Origin of the sequence: Sorangium sp. So ce124 (assembly GCF_051525235.1) — a bacterium.
Classification (GTDB): domain Bacteria; phylum Myxococcota_A; class Polyangia; order Polyangiales; family Polyangiaceae; genus Sorangium; species Sorangium atrum.
On sequence record NZ_CP150312.1, the window covers coordinates 10998002 to 11016834 of the forward strand.

The window sequence follows — 18833 nt, forward strand, 5'->3', positions numbered from 1 at the left end:
GCGAGCGCTCGACGCCAGGACGCGGGAAAAGACGCGAAAGAGAGGCGGCGAGGGAACTTCCCGGCGGAAGCGAGGACATGGTACTGCGCGCCCATGCGCTCGCTCGTGACGGTGCTGTCCCTGGCCGCGCTCCTGGCCGCGGGCGCATCCGCCTCGGCCAACGGCGACGGGACCAGCCCGCCCCCTGCGGCCGCGCCCGCGGCGAGCGCTCCTCCTGCGGCCGCGCCCACGGCGAGCGCGCCCGCGTCCCCGCAGGACGCGGCGGCGGCCCGCTGGTGTGCGCCGGAGCTCGCGTCGCTGCCCGGTGAGGTCTGCGCGTTCCTGCCGGCCAGGGAGGCGCCTGGCCCCCGGGTGCTCGTGATCTTCCTGCACGGCGTCGTTCAGCCCGATTCAGGGTGGCAGTGGGCGCAGCAGCGGGGCGCGGCGCGGGCCGGCGCCCGGCACGGGGTCGCCGTGATGATGCCGCGCGGCCGGCGCGGGATCGGTCCGAAGGCCATGGAAGACTGGTGGTGCTGGCCCACCGCCTCCGCCGCGCAGGCGGCCCACGAGGACGCCCTGATCGCCGAGTGGGACGCGGCGCGCGCGGAGCTCGAGCGGCGCGCGGGCGGGCGCTTCGAGCGGGTGCTCGTGTTCGGCTTCTCGAACGGGGCGTACTACGCGACGTCGCTGGCGATGCGCGGGCGGCTGCCGGTCGACGGCTACGCGGCGTTCGCTGGCGGATCGGGCGCGCGCTACCTGCAGCGGGCGGGCGCGCAGACGAAGCTGCGCGCGCCGGTCTTCGTCGGCTGGGGCGGGAAGGACCCGGCGCACCAGGACCAGGTGGCGCTCGCGAAGATGCTCCGCAGGCTGAAGTGGCCCTCGAGGTCGCTCGGCAAGCCGCGCGCGGGGCACGCGATGACCGACGAGCAGGTCGACAAGGCGTTCGCGTTCCTGAGCGGCAGGCGAGGCGGCGACAAGGCGCCCGGCAGAGGGCGCGGAGCTGGATCGCGATGAAGGACGCGCTGACGACCGCGCTCTCCCCCGATTTCCTCGAGCGCGAGGCGGCCCGCCTGGGCGCGCTGCTCGCGGATCACGTGCGCAGGGCGCAGCGCCGGGAAGGGCCGGTGCTGGTGCAGCGATCGATCGAGGAGATCCTCGCCGCGCTCGACTGCGATCGCACGGTCGCGCACGGCGGCGCGGATCTCGCCGCCCTCGTCGCCACCGTCCTCGACAACAGCAACCGGCTGCACCATCCCCGCTACTTCGGTCACCAGGTGGCCGTGCCGATGCTGTCGTCGTCGCTCGCCGACCTCGTGCACGGCGTCCTGAACAACGGCATGGCCGTCTACGAGATGGGGCCGGCCGGGACCGCGATCGAGCGCGGGCTCCTCCGCTGGATGCGGGGCAAGATCGGCTGGGGCGCCGAGGGCGACGGCGTCATCACCCACGGCGGGAGCCTGGGCAACCTGAGCGCGCTGCTCGCGTGCAGGGAGCGCGTCGCCCCGGGGAGCTTCAAGGCGGGCGTCCCGCCCGGCCTCGTCCTGCTCGCCTCCGAGGCGGCGCATTATTCCGTCGCGCGCGCCGCTGCCATCATGGGCCTCGGCGGCGATGCCGTCGTGAAGGTCGCGGTGGACGACGCGCTGCGGATCGTCCCGGGGGCGCTCTCGCGGGCGTACGAGGAGGTGAAGCGGGCGGGCAAGCGGGTGCTCGCCGTGGTGGCCAACGCGGGCGCGACGCCGAACGGGGCCTTCGACCCGCTGCGGGAGATCGGCGCGTTCTGCCGGCGGGAGGGGCTCTGGCTCCACGTCGACGGCGCCCACGGCGCGGCGGCGCGCTTCACCGAGCGCTACCGGGACCTCCTCGACGGCGTCGAGCTCGCCGACTCGCTGGTCTGCGACATGCACAAGATGCTCGGCACATCGACGCTGGCCTGCGCGGTCCTCGTCAAGGATCCCGCCGCGCTCGCCGGCACCTACGAGCAGTACGCGCCGTACCTGCACGGCGACGACGAGCGGCAGGGCGTCGATCTGTCCAAGCTCACGTTCGAGTGCACGAAGGCGCAGCTGTCGCTCAAGCTGTTCTTCAACCTCGCCCTCGTCGGCGAGGCGGGCATGTCCGCGCACGTCGAGCGCCTCTTCGACGCCGCCCGGCGCTTCCACGGCCTCCTCGCGCGCCGGCCGGCGTTCGAGTGCTTCGGCGCCCCGCAGGCCAACATCCTCTGCTTCCGGGTCGGCCGCGACTCGGCCGCGCAGGATCGCGTCCGGCGGCAGATCGTGGAGGAGGGGAGCTTCTACATCACGCGCACCACGCTGCGCGGCGAGTCGTGGCTGCGCCTCGTCATCATGAACCCGCAGACGACGGACGGGGACATCGAGGCGCTCGCGGCGCGCATCGAGGCGCTCGTCATCGACCGCGCGCCGCCGCCCTGATGACCACGCGCCGGGCCGCGTCCGCGGGCGGGGCGCGAGGCGGTCAGCCGCCGCCTCTGGCCCCGGTCGCCGCGGCCGACGGGGGCACCGGAGGGTCGCCGGCCGGCACCTGGAGCATCGCATAGTTGATCGTTGTCTCGTTGCGCAGCACGGTGACCACCACCATGTCGCCGGGCACGCGGGCGCGCAGGTAGCTCTCCAGGCCTGCGAGCGAGTGGACTGGCTGCCCATCGACAGCGAGGATGACGTCGCCCGGCTCCAGCAGCGGGGATGTGAAGCTGCGGATATCCATGCTCGCGATCCTCGCGCCCTCCCCGGTGGTCGGCTGGATGGTGAGCAGCCAGGGCGCCGGGACGGAGGTGGCCGTCGGCGCGCGGCTCGACCGCTTGTCGCGCTTCTCTGGCCTTGTGATCGCCGCCGGGCTCGCCGGCGCGCCGGTGCGCTGCTGCGTGTCCTCGGCGCGCTGCTGCATGTCCTCGGCGCGCTGCTGCGAGGCCTCGACGCGCGGGCAGTCGCCGCGGCACGCGCTGACCGCCAGCGGGACGAGCGGCGTGAGCACCCCTGAGAGGCGTCGAGCCCACCCGTACGCGCCGCGCGTCCGGAGGGGCTGATCCCGCTGTTGACTGCCATGCATGGCCCCGGCGTCCTCCGCGTGTCCTCTGCGCGTTCACCACGCGTGCTCACGTGGCTCACGTCAGTTCACGTCAGTTCACGTCAGTTCACGTCAGTTCACGTCAGTTCACGTCGCTCACGCCGAGAGCTGCAAGATCCCAACCACCGATTCCCCGCCGCTGTCCGGGCCGTTGTTCGGCGCGCGGCGATGACCGGGGCGAGGCGGGCGCGGAGGGCGTTCTTCTCTCTATCTCGCTGCGCCTCGCAATTCCGTCTCTCGCGAGCCCGAGCGGCGTCCTTGCGCCTTGAACTCACCGGAAAGCAGGGAGGGTGTCCATCCCTGGCGCGTCGCGCTCATGGACTGGGGGGCCGTGGCGCCGGGCCGAAGTGCGCGGGGAACACCCGCTCGAGGAACTCGTTGCGCAGGAGCCCGTCGGGATCGACGAGCCGCTTCAGGCGGACGAACTCCGGGAGCGCGTGCGCGTACATCGCATGGAGGTGCTCCGCTGTCGCGTGGACGTTCTTCACCAGGTAGACGCGGCCGCCGAGCTCGAGCGCACGCGCGCTGAGCTCGCTGAGGCGGAGGCGGAGCCGGTGGGCGCTCTCTTCCTCCGAGACCTCGAACGCGAGCGTCACCGCGAACCCGTCGGTCCCGTGGTTCGCCGAGAGGAGGAACTGGTCGCCCTGGATGTGGAGCACGTCGAGGAGGAGCGGCGGTATTCCGTCTCGGGTAGCGATCTCATCCACCTTGCCAAGGAAATCGACGAGCCGGCGCAGGCTGTCCTCCGGGGCGCTCGGGTCGTAGGGGATCATGAACGCTTGCTGCACCGTGAGCATGGGCATCCCGAAGGTCTGCGCGATGCGCTTCGCGCGGACGTTGCCGTCCATGAAGAACAGGTAGCCCATGAGCTCATCGACGTACGGGCGTGAGACATCGAAGAGGAAGCGGTCGATGAGGGTCCAGAGGCCCCGGCTCACCACGGACGCGCGCATCAGCCACTCGATCGGGACGCGGAGCACGTGCCGGGGGCGATGGATCAGCAGCGGGCGGAGCTCGTGCGAGGTCCCCGGGACGTACCGCGACCGGAGGACCATGCCCTTGCTCCCGTCCAGGGTATGGAAGGCGATGGAGAAGAGCGCCTCCGGGATCCACCCGTCCTCGACCGCGGTGCCCCCCTCGGACTGCAGGAGCTGCTCCGGGCGTGGGAGGAGCGCCGTCGCGAGCTCCTCGAGCGAGGTGCAGCGCGTCGCCTGGGTGACGACCCGGATCGGCGTCCCTGCCGGGGCGACGCGCGCGATGCGGTACGTGACATCGATCACCGCGCCGAGGTAGCCGAGCCCGCCGATCACCGCGTGGAACAGCGCGCTCGTCGCGTCATCGCGGCTGAGGGAGAGCAGCTGTCCGTCGAGGCGGAGGAGGGAGAGCCGCTCGACGTAGTGTCCCTCTTTGCTGGCGATGCCCGAGAAGCGCGAGAGGCAGTCCCCCGAGACCGTGCCTCCCGCGGTGGCGTGGCTCGTCGAGACGACCGTGTAGGGCACGAAGCCGCGGGCGGCGAGCTCGCGGGCGATGGCTCCCCAGGTGGCGCCGGCGCCCACGGTCATCCGTGCTCCTTGCGTGTCGATCTCGATGGATCTGAAGTGGTGCATCGAGATCACGATGTCGTCGTTCAGCGCCTGGCCGTCGAACGACTGGCCTCCGGCGCGGAACGTGACCCTGCGCCCTGTCCGCCTCGCCATGCGGAAGAGCACCCTGAGCTCCTCGACCGACGCCGGAAAGTACACGTCTCCGCACGATCGTTGCAGCCCGCTGTAGCCCTGGAGCGAGAAGAGAGGTCTCCGTCGGATCTCGTCGATCCGTGGCGCCAGCGGCGCCTCCCCGACGTGGGCGAGCCCGGCGCCGCCGCGTTCGTCTTCGCGAGGGGAGCCCGAGGGCGACCCGCCGATGAATCGAGCGACCATGTTCAACCCGACGGCTGGCAGAAATGAACCTCGCCCGTCGTCCTGGCCCAATCGGGAGCAGCGCGCATCCCACCAGCTTCGCTCGTGGCGGCTCGGAGGGCCAAATTAGCCGCTGTTTTCGCGTTTCAGCCGTAGATCCCCGGGGCAGCGGCGTTAACCAAGCTCGTACCAACGTAAACGTTGAGATGTAGGAGAACGCGGCGCGAAGCGTTGGTTAACGCGTAAGAGCCCCCGGGGAGGGGGCTCTTACGCGGGGCGCCGACGGGCAGGTGTCTGAGTATCGCTTAAAAGCCGCGGAGCTCGACGTGGATGTTGCGCCGGTGCGCCGACTGCTGGAAGCGCCGGAGGAGCTCTGCGACGTCATGGTCGATGTAGGAAACCCCCTGGGCATCCACGACCACGTGGGTGTCGCTCGGCAGCCGCTCGAGCAGCGTGACGAGCTTGCCCTGGGTGAAGAAGTAAGCCGCCTTGTTGAACCGGATGGTCACCCGGGCCCCCTCGTGGATCACGTCGAAGACCCGGGACATCTGGGTCCTCAGCACGAAGAGGACGCCGACCGCCAGGCCGATCGCGATGCCCTTCAGGAGATCGGTCAGCACGATGGCCACGATCGTCACCACGAACGGGATGAAGTGGTTCCAGCCGAGCTGGCGCATCTCGGCGAAGATCTTGGGCTTGGCCAGCTTGTAGCCGGTCACGAGCAGGATCGTCGCGAGGCACGCGAGCGGGATGCGCGAGAGCAGCCCCGCGGCGAAGACCACCGCGAGCAGCAGGAGCGCGCCGTGCGTGAAGGCGGAGAGCCGCGTCCGCGCGCCGGCGTTCGTGTTGGCGCTGCTGCGGACGATGACCGACGTGACCGGGAGACCGCCGGCGAACCCGGAGAGCATGTTGGCGAGCCCCTGCGCGACGAGCTCCCGGTTCGGCGGCGACTTGCGGTGCCACGGATCGATCCGATCCACCGCCTCGAGGTTGAGCAGCGTCTCGAGGCTCGCCACGATCGCGAGCGTCACGCCCAGCACCCACACCTCGGGCCGCAGCATCGCCGACCAGTCCGGGAGCTGGAGCGCGCTGACCAGGTCGCCCGTGGGCAGCGTCACGAGGTGCTTCTGCTCGAGGGCGAGGGACGGGATCGCCGCCTTGAACAGCTCGTTGCCGAACGTCGCGACGAGCACGGCGACGAGGGGCGCGGGGAGCCAGGAGATCTTCGCGAGGCGCGACTTCTCCCACCCGACAAGGATGGCGAGGCAGACGGCGCTGAGGAGGAACGCGCCCCACTCGATGGCCTGCGCCGCCTGGCCGATCATCGTGAAGGTGTTGCCGCCGTCGGCCTTGAACGACTCGGAGGCGAAGTTGTCCTTGTCGAAGCCGACGGCGTGGGGGAGCTGCTTCAGGATGAGCAGGACGCCGATGGCCGCGAGCATCCCCTTGATGACCGAGGAGGGGAAGAAATGGCTGATCGCGCCGGCCCTCAGCAGGCCGAGCCCGAGCTGAAGGACGCCGCCGATCACCACGGCCATCGCGAACGCCTGGAAGCTCTGCAGGCTGGTGATGCCCGCGAGCACGATGGCGGCGAGCCCCGCCGCCGGGCCGCTCACGCTGAGCTGAGCGCGGCTCACGAGCGGGATGACGAGCCCGCCCACGATGCCGGCCACGATGCCGGAGAGGAGCGGGGCCCCCGACGCGAGCGCGATGCCCAGGCAGAGCGGCAGGGCGACGAGGAAGACGACGAGGCCGGCCGGGATGTCGTACTTGAGGTTCGCGGTGAGGCGCGGATCGAGCGGCGGCGCGCTCTCCGCGGGCGGCGATTCCCGGCTCGCACCCGGGCTCTCGGAACTAAGCGCCACGGCGCCGGCGGGATTCACCCCCGCGCCTGCATGGATAGGATTCGGAAGCTGCATCGAACGGGCCCTCTCGATTCGAGTTAAGATGTGGATCGGTGTCGAACAGGCGCTCAGATGGCCCGCCGGTAGACCGCTGTCTCCGGCAGCGCCGACGGGGGCGCCGCGTCACCGATCGGCCCGAACTGGCCGGTCGAAGCCTCGAATTGGAAGACCTGTCCGGTCTCGATCTTGAAGACCCAGGCGTAGAGAGAGAGCTCGCCGCGCGCGAGCCGCGCGCGGATCGTCGGGTGCGTCCGGAGGTTCTCGACCTGGGCGAGCACGTTCTCCTCCACCGTGATCGTCAGCCGATCCGCCCCCTCGATGTGCGGGTAGTTCTCCTGCACCAGGCGGCGCGTCAGCTCCGCGTGCTGGAGCCACGCTTTGACCGCCGGCAGCTCGTCGAGGCCCGAGGGATCGAGCAGCCCGCGCATCGCGCCGCAGAGCGTGTGGCCGCAGACGATGATGTGCTTGATCCCGAGGTGCGCGACAGCGAACTCGATAGCGGCGGCCTCGCTGCCGTTGCTGGCGCCGTACGGCGGCACGATGTTGCCGACGTTGCGCACGATGAAGATGTCGCCCGGCTGGGTCTGCGTGATGAGGTTCGGGTTGATGCGGCTGTCCGAGCACGTGATGAACAGCGCCTCGGGCCGCTGACCCCTCGCCAGGTGGCGGAAGAGGTCCTGATGTGTACCGCACACCTCGGCATGGAACTTGTGCAACCCGTCAGCGAGCTTCTGCATGGAATAAACCCTCTCGTTGGCCGCGCCGATCCGGCGCGGCAGCCGTCGTGAACACCTCCGATTCCAGCGACTCCGAGCCGGACCGCGAGCGGCCTCGGCCACGGAGCTAGCCTATCAGTTCAGGAAGCGTGGTGGAGGATGACGGAGGGGAGGGTGGGGGACGGGGGACGGGACGCGGACGGGCCGGAGATCGGCGACGAGAACTGCGCGCGGCGGCGCCGCGCCGGCGCGCGGCGCCGATCGGGAGGCGACGGAACGACGGGCCCCGTCGCGGGCCGGCGGCTGCAAGGCCTCGAGCACACCGTCGTTCTCGCTGGCCCCGGTACGAAACGATCCCGAAACATCGGAGTTGCCGGCTTCGATGCTGCTGATATTCGTCCGTCCCAGCGCAGCGGGGGCGAGGATCAGCAGGAAGAGCAGCGCGATCCGAGGGAAAAATGACCGGAGGGCCAGCATCGTTCGAGGAGTGACAGGCTGTCGGCCGCGGGAACCAGGGACGCGCCCTGTCTATTCCCTAACCTGGCAGCGGTCTCGGTTCGTCGCAAGACACAACGAGGTGCAGATCGTGTGGGGCAGAATGTCCCGATCTGGGGCGGACGTCTCGCGCCTGAGCCAGCACGGCGTCACGTCCAAATACCCGTACCAGCGACAGAATTCAACCCGCCGTCAATGCCGTCACGATGGCGTCGCGGAAGCCGCGCATCTCGTGCTCACCCGCATATTTATAACGAGGCCAGAAGAAGCCCTTGAGACCGTCCCGCCGACGGCGCGGGACCACGTGGATGTGCACGTGGGGGACGCTCTGACTGACGCGGTTGTTGATGGCGACGAAGGAGCCATCTGCGGAGCATGCGGACTCGACGGCGCGCGCGAGGCGCTGGGCGGTCGCGAAGAGCGGACCGACGAGCGACGCGGGAACATCGGTGAGCACCTCGTGATGGGCGCGCGGGATGAGCAGGCAGTGGCCGGGGAAGAGCGGGCGGTGATCCAGGAACGCCAGGACCTCCGGCTCGTCGAGCACGACGTGGGCCGGCGTTTCGCCCCGGGCGATGCTGCAGAACACGCAGGGGCGGGACGGCATGGTGAGCCTCGCGCTCTTCGATGCCGCGCGGCCTGCCTGGCGTCAATGCCGGCCGCGCGGGCAGCGGCGCGCGCCCGCGGCCACGGCCACGCAGTGCGCGCGCGGCCGTGGCCACGCTGGGCGCGCGCTGCTGCGCTGGGGGCCCGCGGCCATCAGTGGCTGGCCAGGATGGCGTCGATCGAGCCGTAGGTGGCAGGTTCGCGCGTCCAGTAGTCCAGGAGAAGGCCGCCGGCCGTCATCCAGGCCCTGTCGAAGCCGCCGTCCTGCGACGTGACGCGCACGACGTGGTCGCCGCCGTGGAACGCCCAGTGGCGGCCCGTGTGGTCGAAGTGGTCGATGAGCGCGCCCTGCCGCGTCTTGACGTGGAGCGCGTCGGAGGGATCGTCCCACGAGGTGTCGATGATGAGCTCGTAGACCTGCCAGATGTTGCCGGACGGCAGCACTCCCCAGTCCACCTGGACCCCGGAGTCGTTCGGGAGCCCGAAGACGAAGCAGCGGGGCATGCGCCGCGCCGCGTGCCAGAGATCGCCGTTGCGGCTCTGCTCGTGGTGGAGCGTGACGAGCGTGTCGCGCGCGAGGCCGAACGCGTCGTTGTCGCCGGGGCTGTCCCACACCCGGCGGAAGAGGTGCTGGCAGAGCTGATCGGCCCCGGCGGAGAACCCGACGGTGAGCAGGCCCCGCTGCCGGCGCTCGTGCAGGAGGCGCCCGAACTTGCCGGGCTCTCCGTCGAACATCGCGCCGAGCTGCTTGTAGCGCCAGAGCCCCGTCGTGCTGTAGCCGCCGCCGAGGATCACCACCTCGGACGACGCGAGGTAGCGCCACAGGACGTCCACGTCCTCCCTGCGCAGGTTGCTGGTCCAGTAGAACGGCACGTGCTCGAGGCCGAACCGCTCGTAGAACCGGAAGAACCAGCTGAAGTTGCCGTACGCGAACTCCTGCCGCTCGCGCTCGTTGCCGTCGCGGGGCGCCTCGGACATCGGCAGGAACAGGATGCGCTTGTTGTCCCGCCCCGAGAGCGCCCGCTGCGCGATGTAGTGGTCGTGGATGAAGTTGCAGCGGTTATGGGAGCTGTAGAGCAGCGCGGTCCCTCTCATGAGGGCGCGCATCTGAGCCGCTCGCCGCGCCTCGCGTCAAGGGGCCGCTCTCGGCGGGCGAGCTCGGCGCGTCGACCTGCGAGGCGCGGCGCCGGTCGGCCTCGGCCGCTCGTTGGTCGACCACGCGCCGCGCGTCAGCCGCGCCGCACCTGCTGCATCTTGCGAGGGATGGCGCCCGAGCGCATCAGCATCTCGAACGCCTCCTTCTCGAGCATCGGGTGGACGCCGCGCGGCGGGACGCCCATGGGGCTCTTCTTCTTCGTGACGAAGCCGCTCAGGTACTGCGGGTTGAGCGCGCTCAGGCTCCGCAGCGTGGTCTTCATCTGCTTCGTGTTGTTCGCCCACGCATAGGCGAACGCGCGCGAGCGGAGCAGCTGCGGCTTGAGCTCGGCGAACGCCTCGTCGTTCGGATCGAAGGTCTCGAGCAGCTCGACCGCCTTCCCGGCCTGGCCGGTCCGGGCCCACGCCTCGCCGACGATGGCGGCCATCATGGCGCGGATCCTCGGCTCCTTGTGGCGGGTCATGTCGATCTTGTCGACGAGCGCCCGCGCCTCGTCCGTCTCGCTCAGGATGAGGTGGATCATGCCGCGCTGGGCGCGCGCCTCGTCGGCCATCGGGGCCATCACCTTGTCGAGGTTGATGGTCTCCAGCGTCCGGAGCGCGGCCCGCGGGTCCTCCTGCATCTGGAGCTGCGCCTTCGCGAAGGTCGCGGCCGCGTCGTCCTTCTTGAACTCGGTGTCGAGCTTGGCGATCGCGTCCTTGCGGGCCTCGGCGGAGTCGGCGGTCTGCACGATCTGCGCGACGGCGCGCGTCCGGGTCGCGAAGCGCAGCGCCCACACGATGACGCCGCCGACGATGACCGTCAGGACGCCGGCGGCCGCCTTCGGCCAGACCCCCGGGATGGCCAGGGCGATGGCCCAGACGATGAGCGCCGGGATGCCGACGCGGATGGCGAGCGAGCGCGGGTTCAGCTGGGAGAGCGGGTCGGCCGCGGGCTTTCCGCTGCGGAGGGCGGCGATGGCCTGCTCGCGCTGCTGCTTGGGGCTCTGCTTCTTCGGGGTGGGTTTGCCGGGGGTCTTCATCGAGGTCGTGGAGCTGATTTCCTGCGCGGGGCGCGGGGTCTCATAGCCGGCTTGCGGGGGAGCGGCCAGCGGAGGCGGACGGACGAGCCGATCGGCCCCGGGGAGGGGGCTCGGGCGGTGGGGCGGCCGCGAAGCGGACGCGGGGTTCGGGGCGGAGCCCCGAGGCGGAACTAGCTCGCGGCCCTGTCGGGGTCGCTGCTGCGGGCGCTGGGCTCGCCTTCGGGCTCGGCGGCGGGGACGGGCGTGGAGGCCGGGCGGGCGGATTCGAAGCCGCGCAGCGGCGGGAGCGGCTCGATCGCGGGGGCGATGATCGGGACGCCGCGCTGCGGCGGGATCGTGGCCGTCGGATCGGCGAGGCCCAGCGTCGACTCGCGGAAGTGGAGGAAGATCGTCTGCGCGATCGAGAGGCAGGGGACCGCGAAGAGCGCGCCGGTGATCTGGAAGAAGTGCTCGCCGACCAGCAGCGAGAGCACCACGAGGACCGGGTGGATCTTCGCCGAGTCGCCGATGATCTTCGGGTTCAGGAAGTTCGCCTCGAGCTGGTGGATGCCCACGATCCACGCGAGCACGCCGGCCGCCGTGCCGAACGACTGCGTGAGGCCGATGAGGACCGCCGGGACCGAGCTCAGGATCGAGCCGAAGATCGGGATCAGCGACATCACCGCCGCGAGGACGGAGAGGATCGGCCAGTACTTGAGGTCGAAGAGCCAGAAGCCGATCGCGGAGAGGACGCCGTTGACGAGGCAGATCAGGAGCTGCCCGCGGACGACGCCGGAGAGCCCCCGGTCGAGCCGGCGCAGGAACCGATCGAACGAGTCGCGCGAGGTCGGGTGCCAGAGCTCGCGGAAGAAGCGCAGGATCTTCTCGTGCGTCAGGATGATGTAGCCGGCGAGCATCAACGTCATGAAGAGGTTGAAGATGCCGCGCGAGATGGCCGTCGCGATGGCCTGCCCGATCCGGAGGACCGCGAGCGAGTTCTCCTTCAGGTAGGTGGCACCCTTCTCGTAGCCCTCCTGGAGCATGTTCGCGCTGGAGAGCCCGCGGTGCCTCGGGCGCGCCTGCGCGATCTGCCAGACGCCGTCGCGCGTCTCGCGGACCTCGACGTCGTCGGCGATCTGCACGTCGAACGAGCCGTCCGGCCCGGGCAAGATGCGGATCGGCGGGCGCTCGGCGCTCTCCTCTCCTCCAGCAGGGGCCGCGCTGGAGTCGGGCGGCCGCGCGGCCTGATCGGGCTCCTGGGCGGGCGCGTTCGCCGGCGGCGGCGCCTCGGGCTCGCGGCCCGACCAGCGGTTGAGCCGCGCGTCGAGCGCGGGCAGGTACTCCTCGCGGAGGCGCGCGGCGAGGCGCGGGGCCTCGGCGGTGAGCGCCTTCCCCTCGGCGATGAGGCGCGGGACGCTGAGGGCGAAGAAGCCCGCGATCCCGGAGAGCACGAGCGCGTAGACGACGAGGATCGCCGCCCACCGCGGCACGCGCGCGCGCTCGAGCCGGAGGACCGCCGGCGTGAGCACGTAGGCGACCACGAGCGCGAGCACGAACGGGAGCAGCACCGCGTGGGAGACGATGAGCAGCGCCGCCGTGAGGACGGCGCTAACCGTCAGGAACACGGTGCGCCGCGAGGGGCCTTCGCTCACAGCGCCCCGCCGCGCGCGGCCCGGCCGTGGGTGCCCTCGTCGACGAGCGACGCTGGGAGGTCGGCGAAGAAGCCGAGCAGGTGGTCACGCGTCGCCTCGAGCGCCTGCGGGACGACGCGGACGTCGGCGAGCACCGGCATGAAGTTGGTGTCGCCGGGCCATCGCGGGACGATGTGGACGTGCAGGTGCTCGGCGATCCCGGCGCCCGCCGCGGTGCCCAGGTTGATCCCGACGTTCATGCCCTCGCACTTGAGCGCGGCGCGCAGGCGGGTCGTCGACTCGCGCACGAGGCGGAAGAGGGCCTCGTGATCGGCTGGATCGAGCGCATCGAGCGAGGCGACGTGCGCGTGCGGGACGATGAGGAGGTGGCCCGACGCGAACGGGTAGCGGTTGAGCATGACGAACGCGCGGCGGGTCGTCGCCACGACCAGCCGGTCGCGCTGTTCTTGCTCGGATGCGCGGGGAATGCCGCAGAAGATGCAGTCGGCCTGGCCCTTCGGCGCAAGGATGTAATCGATGCGCCAGGGCGCCCACAGGGGGTTGCCCATGTCGCGGAGACGCTAGCACGGCGGCATGGCGCGCGGGACCACCGCTCGCTCGTCGCCGCGCCGTCCTCGCAGTCGCCGCGCAGGCGCGCCTCGCGTTCCGCCGCCCCGCCGCCGATGGAGGCTCAGAAATGGATCGGCGTGGCCGCGAGATCGAACCAGAGCGAGAGGCCAAGCCCGGCGGAGGTGCCGAGCGCATCCCAGACGAAGTCGCGGACCGAGGGGGTGCCGTGCCCGGCGGCATCGTAGACCTCCTTCGCCAGCCCAGCGCCGAGCGCGACCGCGGCGCCCACCGCGAGCCGCTGGCGGAGGTCGCTGGTCGCGAGCGCGCCGAGCGCATAGCCGCCGCCGGCGAGGGCGATTGACGCGCAGAAATGGCGCATCTTGTCATCGCCGAACCACGGGTCGGCGGCGCGGAGCGGGGCGTAGGCGCGCGCCAGCGGCTGCGCCTGGAACCCCGCCCAGGGAGCGGCCGAGGCGCGGGGGCCGCCGGCGCGGGCAGCGGGAGCGGCCGTGATGCGGGGGCCGCCGGCGCGGGCAGCGGGAGCGGCCGTGATGCGGGGGCCGCCGGCGCGGGCAACGGGAGCGGCCGAGGCGCGGGGGCCGTCGGCGCGGGCAGGAAGAGCGCTGAGCGCCAGGGCGGTGAGGACGGGCGCCCCGAGGGCGGAGCGCGCAAGGAGGCCTCTCATCGCGGCATCGTCCGCGGCCTCGCGGAAAAAGCAAGAGGCGAGGCCCTGGGGAGGGCCTCGCCTCTTGTCGACATCGGGTCCACACGGCGAGCCGAGGGCACCGGGGCGCCCTCGGCCCGCCGCACCTGACGTGCGGCGGGTGAGCGCCTGGCGCGCGGCAGCGTCAGCGACGCCGCGCGCCGATCAGCGTCACTTCAGGTCCAGCTTGGCGCCGAACTTCTCCTTGATGAGATCGCCGATCGTCCCGGCCACCGGCTTGTCGTCGTCGTCCTTGCGCTTCTGCTGCTGCTGCCGGACCGGGGCGGGGCGCTCCATGCCGATGTTCTTCATCGTCAGGAAGAGCCTGCGGTCGACCGTGTCGAGCGACGAGATCTCGGCCTTCACCTTGTCGCCGACCTTGAGCTTGCCTTCCTCGGGCTCCTGCACGTCGCTCTGGGAGATGAGCCCCTCGACGCCCTCGCGCAGCCGCACGAACACGCCGTAGTCGACGATGCTCACCACCTGGGCGTCGTCGAGGACGCGGCCGGGCGGGTACTCCGTCAGCATGCTCGGCCACGGATCGTCCCAGAGCTGCTTGATGCCGAGGGAGACCTTCTTCTCGTCGTGGTTGATCGAGAGGATGATCGCCTCGACGTCGTCGCCCTTGTGGTAGAGGTCGCTCGGGTTGTTGACGCGCACCGACCACGAGAGATCGCTCTTGTGGACCATGCCGTCGACGCCCTCCTCGATCCCGACGAAGACGCCGTAGTCGGTGAGCGATCGGACCTTGCCCGCGATCTTGTCGCCGGGGTGGTACTTGTCCGTGAACAGCATCCACGGATCGGGCTCCAGCTGCTTGAGGCCGAGGCTGATGCGCTTCGCGCGCGCGTCCACCTCGAGCACCTGGCACTCGAGCTCCTGGCCCACCTCGAGCAGCTTCGACGGGTGCTTGACCTTCTTGGTCCAGCTCATCTCGCTGACGTGGATGAGGCCCTCGACGCCCGGCTCCAGCTCGACGAACGCGCCGTAGTCGGTGATCGACATGACCTTGCCGCGGACCTTCTTGCCCGCCGGGTACGCCTCCTCGGCGTGGTTCCAGGGGTCCTCCTGGGTCTGCTTGAGGCCCAGGGAGACGCGCTCGGTGTCGGCGTTGTACTTGAGGACCTTCACAAGGACCTCGTCGCCGACCTGGAACACCTCGCTCGGGTGGTTCACGCGGCCCCACGACATGTCCGTGATGTGCAGGAGGCCATCGATCCCGCCGAGGTCGACGAACGCACCGTACTCGGTGATGTTCTTGATGGTCCCCTTGACGGTCATCCCTTCCGTCAACGTCTCGAGCGTCTTGGCCTTCATCTCGTCGCGCTCGCGCTCCAGGAGCACGCGCCGCGAGAGCACGATGTTGCCGCGCTTCTTGTTGAACTTGATGACTTTGAACTTGTAGGTCTGGCCGATCAGCTTGTCCAAGTTGCGGATCGGGCGGAGATCGACCTGAGAGCCCGGGAGGAAGGCCTTCACGCCGCCGCGGATGGTGACCGAGAGGCCGCCCTTCACGCGCTGGCTGATCGTGCCCTCGATGAGCTCGTCCGCCTCGCAGGCGTTCGAGATCTCATCCCAGACCTTCATCTTGTCGGCCTTCTCCTTCGACAAGGTCACGAGGCCGTCGTCGTTCTCCCGGCTCTCGATGTAGACGTCGACCTTGTCGCCCGCCTTGACGGCGCTCTGGCCCGCGGCGTCCGCGAACTCGCGGAGCGCGATCACGCCCTCGCTCTTGCCGCCGATGTCGACCACGACGGAGTCGCGGTTCACTGCGACCACGGTGCCGGAGATGATCTCTCCTTCACGCGCGAAATCGCCCCCCTCCACGCTCTGTTCGAAGAGCGCGGCAAAGCTCTCCATGCTCGCCCCGGACGAGCCAGCCTCCATATGGATGTTACTAGTCATGTTGTTCGTTCTTGTTTCCTTTCCTTCCCTGGGATTCGCCGCGCGGGCGCAGTCGTGGACCCTAGGTGCCACGCACGAGCGGCGGAGGGGCAGGCACACGCGTACCGATGCACCCGGGCCCCTCGGGAGAGGCGAGCCTGTAGTCTGAGGAGGGGCCTCTGTCAATGCAACGACCGAGCCACTGGAGGTTTTTGTAGGTCCGGTCCGTTTTGGTGGGAAGGATGTGCCCGCCCGCTCAAAGCGGCGCGACCTCAGGGCGCGGCGCCCGGCGCGGCGCCGTCGGCGTTGCGCGCGTCGCGGGCGCGGTGTGCGAGCTCTGCGCAGGCCCGATCGAGGCCCTCGTAGGGCCATTTCGTCCGGATCTCGACGAGCTCTCCCTGCGCGAGGGCCTGGGCTCCCTCGAGCGCGGCGCCCGCGCCGACGACGTCGACGGCGTCGGGGAGCATGGCGAGGGCGAGCTTGAGGCTCCCGAGGAGCGCCTGGGTGTCCGGGGCGAGCGCCGCGGCGGCCTCGCCCGACGCGGGCGCGAGGCGCATCGAGAGCGCGGGCTCCGCGCCGAGGGCGAGGGTGCCCGAGGCGTGGTCGACGCGGCGGAACAGCGCTCCGGCCCGCGGCAGCACGCCGGAGACCGCGGCGGCGGCGCCGGACCACGCGGCGCTGGTGAGCGCGAAGGTGACGGCGCCCTGCTCGGGCAGATCGAGGCGCCGCCACTCATCGGAGGAAGGCAGCGCGGCCCTCACGATCTCGGCGTCCGTGCCGAGGACGAGCGTGCCGTCGTCGGCCTGACCGAGCACGGCGCGCGGTCCGATGAGGAGGAGCTCGCCCTCGCGGCGGACGCCGGTCCAGCCCTCGTCGCGGGCGACCTTCTCCATGCCGGCGACGAAGCGGCCCTTCGGGATGCGCCCGCCCGCGAGCGCGACCCAGCTCGTGGCGTCGGTCGACGCGACGACGATCTCGCGCAGATCCGACGGGAAATCGAGCCCGGTGGCGGCCTCGATGCGCGCCTTCCGCGACGCGGTCTCGGGCGCGTCGTCGAGCAGCGGGAGGAAGTGCCGGCGCACGGGGCCGAAGAGCGCGAGGTCGGCGGTCTCGAGGCGGACCACGATGTTCGCGTCGCCCGGGATGTGCTGCCGGGCCGTCGGCACATAGCGCCAGAAGAAGAGGTAGACGCAGAGCGCCGCGCCGGCGAGCAGCGCGGCGAGCGCGATCGCGAGCACGAGGCACGCGGCTCCGCGGGGGCGGCCCGGGCGCTGCGGGGCGGCGGGGGCGCCTTCGCCGGGCGGCGCGGGGCGCGCCTCTGCGGGAGCGGCCCCCGGCGCCTCCGCGGGGTCGCCCTCGGGCGCGGCGAGGTCGTCGGTCACGGTCGGTCGGATCGGTTCTTCGATCAGGGTGTCAGGCATCGGCTTAGCCGGGGGAGCGCCCGGACAGCAGGGCGAGCACGAGGGGCGCTGGGAAGAGCCAGCGGAGCCGCACGGTGCTCTCCACCTGCTCGATCGAGAGCTCCTTCATGAGATCTGCGTAACGTACATCCTCGACGTTGTCGCGGAGCACCTCGAGGAACCGGCGGGCGCGCCCCGCGCCGGCCGCGTCGACGCCGACGAGCTCCACGTCGAGGCGCACCCCTTCGTCGTGGAGGGACGCCACGGCGCGGACGCGCGCGACGCCCGCGACGAGCGCGCCGATCGACGGGAAGCGCCGCGCGAGGTAGGGGGGCAGCCGGCGCGCGTGCAGGTCGAGGCTCACGAGCCCCTCGGCGGCTGGGTCGCCGCGGCGCGCGTCGGGGCCGTCGCGGAGGACGCGCGCGACGCTGCTCACCTCGACCGCCGACACGAGCGCGACGGCGCGATCGCCGAGCGCGATGATCCGCGCCGTGTCGGCGCGCGATCCCCCGACGCCGCCGCGGCGGTCGAAGACGGCGACGCGGTCGACAGTGCCGCCGTCCTGCGCCGCCCGCGCCGGCTCCCAGCGGCCGGGATCGGGCGTGAGCCCGGCCATCCGGCCCTCGAGGACGACCACGCGATCGCCCTCCTCGAGATCGGCGAGCCGCAGGCCGAGCCAGACGACGTCGGCGCGCTGGAGGGCGCTCTCGAGCGCCTCGTCGGGCACCTCGTCGAGCGCGCGCCGGGCGAGCTCGTCCGAGGCCGCCTGGCCCAGGCCGTCGCGCATGCGGGCGACGTCGACGCGCACGACGAGATCGAGATCGGCCGGCAGCAGATCGGCCGGCTCGATGCGCCGGACGACGCGCGGGCCGATCGGGCTCGCCGCGCGCGCGGGGTGGCTGGCGCCTGCGACCTGCGGCGCGGCGTCCCCGCAGGCCGGGAGCCCGAGCGCCATCAGGGCAGAGGCAGCGGCGACGGCGGCGGCGCGGACCTCAGCCGCCGCGCGCACGGATCTCCACGAGGGTCGCCATCTCGTCGATGATCTCCTGCGGGCTCCTGTGCCCGGAGTCGACGAGGATCGCGTCGTCGGCCTTGCGGAGCGGCGCGACGGCGCGCTCGCTGTCCGCCTTGTCGCGGCGGAGCACGTCGGAGAGCGTCGCCTCGAAGCTGACGTTCATGCCGCGCGCGACGAGCTCGTCGTACCTCCGCTTCGCGCGGATCTCGGCCGGCGCCGTCAGGAAGAACTTCACCTCGGCGTCCGGGAACACAACGGTGCCGATGTCGCGCCCCTCGAGCACCACGCCGCCGCCCGCGCCGGCCTGCCGCTGCATCGCGAGCAGCGCCTTGCGCACGGCGGGGATGGCCGAGACCCGGCTCGCCCCGAGGCTGATCTCGGGCGCGCGGATCGCGCTGGAGATGTCCTCGCCGTCGAGCAGCACGCGCATGCCGCTGCCCCCCAGGCCCGACTGGGCCGGGGCGTTCGCGGGCGGGGGGGCGGAGGAGTCGGGCGGCACGCCGTGCGGGCTCCGCTCCAGCGCGATGCGCCCGCCGCGCGCGAGATCCTCGGCGAGCGCGCCGATCGCGCCCTCCTCTTCCCACAGGAGGCTCGCGCGGCGGGCCGCGAGCGCGACGGCGCGGTAGATCGCGCCGGTGTCGACGAGCAGGTAGCCGAGCCGCTCGGCGAGCCCCCGCGCGACAGTGCCCTTGCCGGCGCCGGCCGGTCCGTCGATCGCGACGCGCAGCCGCCGGGGCTCGCCCCGGGCCGGGAGGTGGTGCGCGTCGTCCTGTCGTTGTCGTTCGGTCACCTGCG

General features: G+C 71.6%; 16 protein-coding genes. 2 read left to right on the forward strand and 14 right to left on the reverse strand.

Translation table 11 applies throughout. The features are described 5' to 3' along the window. Positions 1-93: 93 nt before the first annotated feature. Positions 94-993 (forward strand): alpha/beta hydrolase, encoded by a 900-nt coding sequence (locus WMF19_RS41290; RefSeq protein ID WP_437895391.1) that lies wholly within the window; start codon positions 94-96, stop codon positions 991-993. Then, positions 990-2408 (forward strand): pyridoxal phosphate-dependent decarboxylase family protein, encoded by a 1419-nt coding sequence (locus WMF19_RS41295; protein ID WP_437895392.1) that lies wholly within the window; start codon positions 990-992, stop codon positions 2406-2408. The genes WMF19_RS41290 and WMF19_RS41295 overlap by 4 nt, the downstream gene beginning before the upstream one ends. Positions 2409-2451: 43 nt before the next feature. On the opposite strand, the gene WMF19_RS41300 is transcribed toward WMF19_RS41295, so the two are convergent. The 14 genes from WMF19_RS41300 to cmk all read right to left on the reverse strand — a co-directional run bounded on the left by WMF19_RS41300 (position 2452) and on the right by cmk (position 18828). Further along, positions 2452-3042, reverse strand: a complete 591-nt coding sequence (locus WMF19_RS41300; RefSeq protein WP_437895393.1) for a PDZ domain-containing protein — start codon at positions 3040-3042, stop codon at positions 2452-2454. Positions 3043-3374: 332 nt separating this feature from the next. Further along, positions 3375-4979 carry an FAD-binding oxidoreductase gene (locus WMF19_RS41305; RefSeq protein WP_437895394.1) on the reverse strand — a complete coding sequence of 535 codons (1605 nt, stop codon included), beginning with the start codon at positions 4977-4979 and terminating at the stop codon, positions 3375-3377. 284 nt (positions 4980-5263) lie between these two features. Next, a complete protein-coding gene (locus tag WMF19_RS41310) occupies positions 5264-6823 on the reverse strand; it encodes a SulP family inorganic anion transporter (RefSeq protein ID WP_437895395.1) in 1560 nt (519 codons plus the stop codon). Between the two features lie 107 nt (positions 6824-6930). Beyond that, on the reverse strand, positions 6931-7599 hold the full coding sequence (locus WMF19_RS41315; RefSeq protein WP_437895396.1) for a carbonic anhydrase: 669 nt from the start codon (positions 7597-7599) through the stop codon (positions 6931-6933). Positions 7600-8254: 655 nt separating this feature from the next. Beyond that, positions 8255-8680, reverse strand: a complete 426-nt coding sequence (locus tag WMF19_RS41320) for an HIT family protein (RefSeq protein ID WP_437895397.1) — start codon at positions 8678-8680, stop codon at positions 8255-8257. Between the two features lie 152 nt (positions 8681-8832). Beyond that, positions 8833-9774, reverse strand: coding sequence for a hypothetical protein (locus WMF19_RS41325; RefSeq protein WP_437324732.1), 942 nt, complete (start codon positions 9772-9774; stop codon positions 8833-8835). A 134-nt stretch (positions 9775-9908) separates the two neighbouring features. After that, entirely contained in the window at positions 9909-10856 is a 948-nt protein-coding gene (locus WMF19_RS41330; protein ID WP_437794026.1) for a hypothetical protein, read from the reverse strand. 170 nt (positions 10857-11026) lie between these two features. Continuing rightward, positions 11027-12460: an AI-2E family transporter gene (locus WMF19_RS41335; protein WP_437895398.1), complete on the reverse strand. Its 1434-nt coding sequence runs from the start codon at positions 12458-12460 to the stop codon at positions 11027-11029. 23 nt (positions 12461-12483) lie between these two features. Beyond that, positions 12484-13035 carry an HIT family protein gene (locus WMF19_RS41340; RefSeq protein ID WP_437895399.1) on the reverse strand — a complete coding sequence of 184 codons (552 nt, stop codon included), beginning with the start codon at positions 13033-13035 and terminating at the stop codon, positions 12484-12486. Between the two features lie 122 nt (positions 13036-13157). Further along, entirely contained in the window at positions 13158-13721 is a 564-nt protein-coding gene (locus tag WMF19_RS41345) for a hypothetical protein (protein WP_437895400.1), read from the reverse strand. Between the two features lie 189 nt (positions 13722-13910). Next, positions 13911-15995, reverse strand: coding sequence for a 30S ribosomal protein S1 (locus tag WMF19_RS41350; RefSeq protein WP_437895401.1), 2085 nt, complete (start codon positions 15993-15995; stop codon positions 13911-13913). After that, on the reverse strand, positions 15896-17044 hold the full coding sequence (locus WMF19_RS41355; RefSeq protein ID WP_437895402.1) for a hypothetical protein: 1149 nt from the start codon (positions 17042-17044) through the stop codon (positions 15896-15898). Before WMF19_RS41355 ends, WMF19_RS41350 begins: the two co-directional genes overlap by 100 nt. A gap of 4 nt (positions 17045-17048) precedes the next feature. Then, positions 17049-18032 carry a hypothetical protein gene (locus WMF19_RS41360; protein WP_437895403.1) on the reverse strand — a complete coding sequence of 328 codons (984 nt, stop codon included), beginning with the start codon at positions 18030-18032 and terminating at the stop codon, positions 17049-17051. Beyond that, a complete protein-coding gene (gene cmk, locus WMF19_RS41365) occupies positions 18016-18828 on the reverse strand; it encodes a (d)CMP kinase (protein ID WP_437895404.1) in 813 nt (270 codons plus the stop codon). The genes WMF19_RS41360 and cmk overlap by 17 nt, the downstream gene beginning before the upstream one ends. Between the last annotated feature and the right edge of the window lie 5 nt (positions 18829-18833).

What these genes read in the sequence shown, in the direction of transcription:
- WMF19_RS41295 (WP_437895392.1), top strand. Translation starts at nt 990, where the DNA reads ATGAAGGACGCGCTGACGACCGCGCTCTCCCCCGATTTCCTCGAGCGC.
- WMF19_RS41345 (WP_437895400.1), bottom strand. Translation starts at nt 13,721, where the DNA reads ATGAGAGGCCTCCTTGCGCGCTCCGCCCTCGGGGCGCCCGTCCTCACC.
- WMF19_RS41350 (WP_437895401.1), bottom strand. Translation starts at nt 15,995, where the DNA reads ATGGCCCTACGAGGGCCTCGATCGGGCCTGCGCAGAGCTCGCACACCG.
- WMF19_RS41300 (WP_437895393.1), bottom strand. Translation starts at nt 3,042, where the DNA reads ATGCATGGCAGTCAACAGCGGGATCAGCCCCTCCGGACGCGCGGCGCG.
- WMF19_RS41330 (WP_437794026.1), bottom strand. Translation starts at nt 10,856, where the DNA reads ATGAAGACCCCCGGCAAACCCACCCCGAAGAAGCAGAGCCCCAAGCAG.
- WMF19_RS41320 (WP_437895397.1), bottom strand. Translation starts at nt 8,680, where the DNA reads ATGCCGTCCCGCCCCTGCGTGTTCTGCAGCATCGCCCGGGGCGAAACG.
- WMF19_RS41315 (WP_437895396.1), bottom strand. Translation starts at nt 7,599, where the DNA reads ATGCAGAAGCTCGCTGACGGGTTGCACAAGTTCCATGCCGAGGTGTGC.
- WMF19_RS41325 (WP_437324732.1), bottom strand. Translation starts at nt 9,774, where the DNA reads ATGAGAGGGACCGCGCTGCTCTACAGCTCCCATAACCGCTGCAACTTC.
- WMF19_RS41355 (WP_437895402.1), bottom strand. Translation starts at nt 17,044, where the DNA reads ATGCCTGACACCCTGATCGAAGAACCGATCCGACCGACCGTGACCGAC.
- WMF19_RS41305 (WP_437895394.1), bottom strand. Translation starts at nt 4,979, where the DNA reads ATGGTCGCTCGATTCATCGGCGGGTCGCCCTCGGGCTCCCCTCGCGAA.
- WMF19_RS41290 (WP_437895391.1), top strand. Translation starts at nt 94, where the DNA reads ATGCGCTCGCTCGTGACGGTGCTGTCCCTGGCCGCGCTCCTGGCCGCG.
- WMF19_RS41340 (WP_437895399.1), bottom strand. Translation starts at nt 13,035, where the DNA reads ATGGGCAACCCCCTGTGGGCGCCCTGGCGCATCGATTACATCCTTGCG.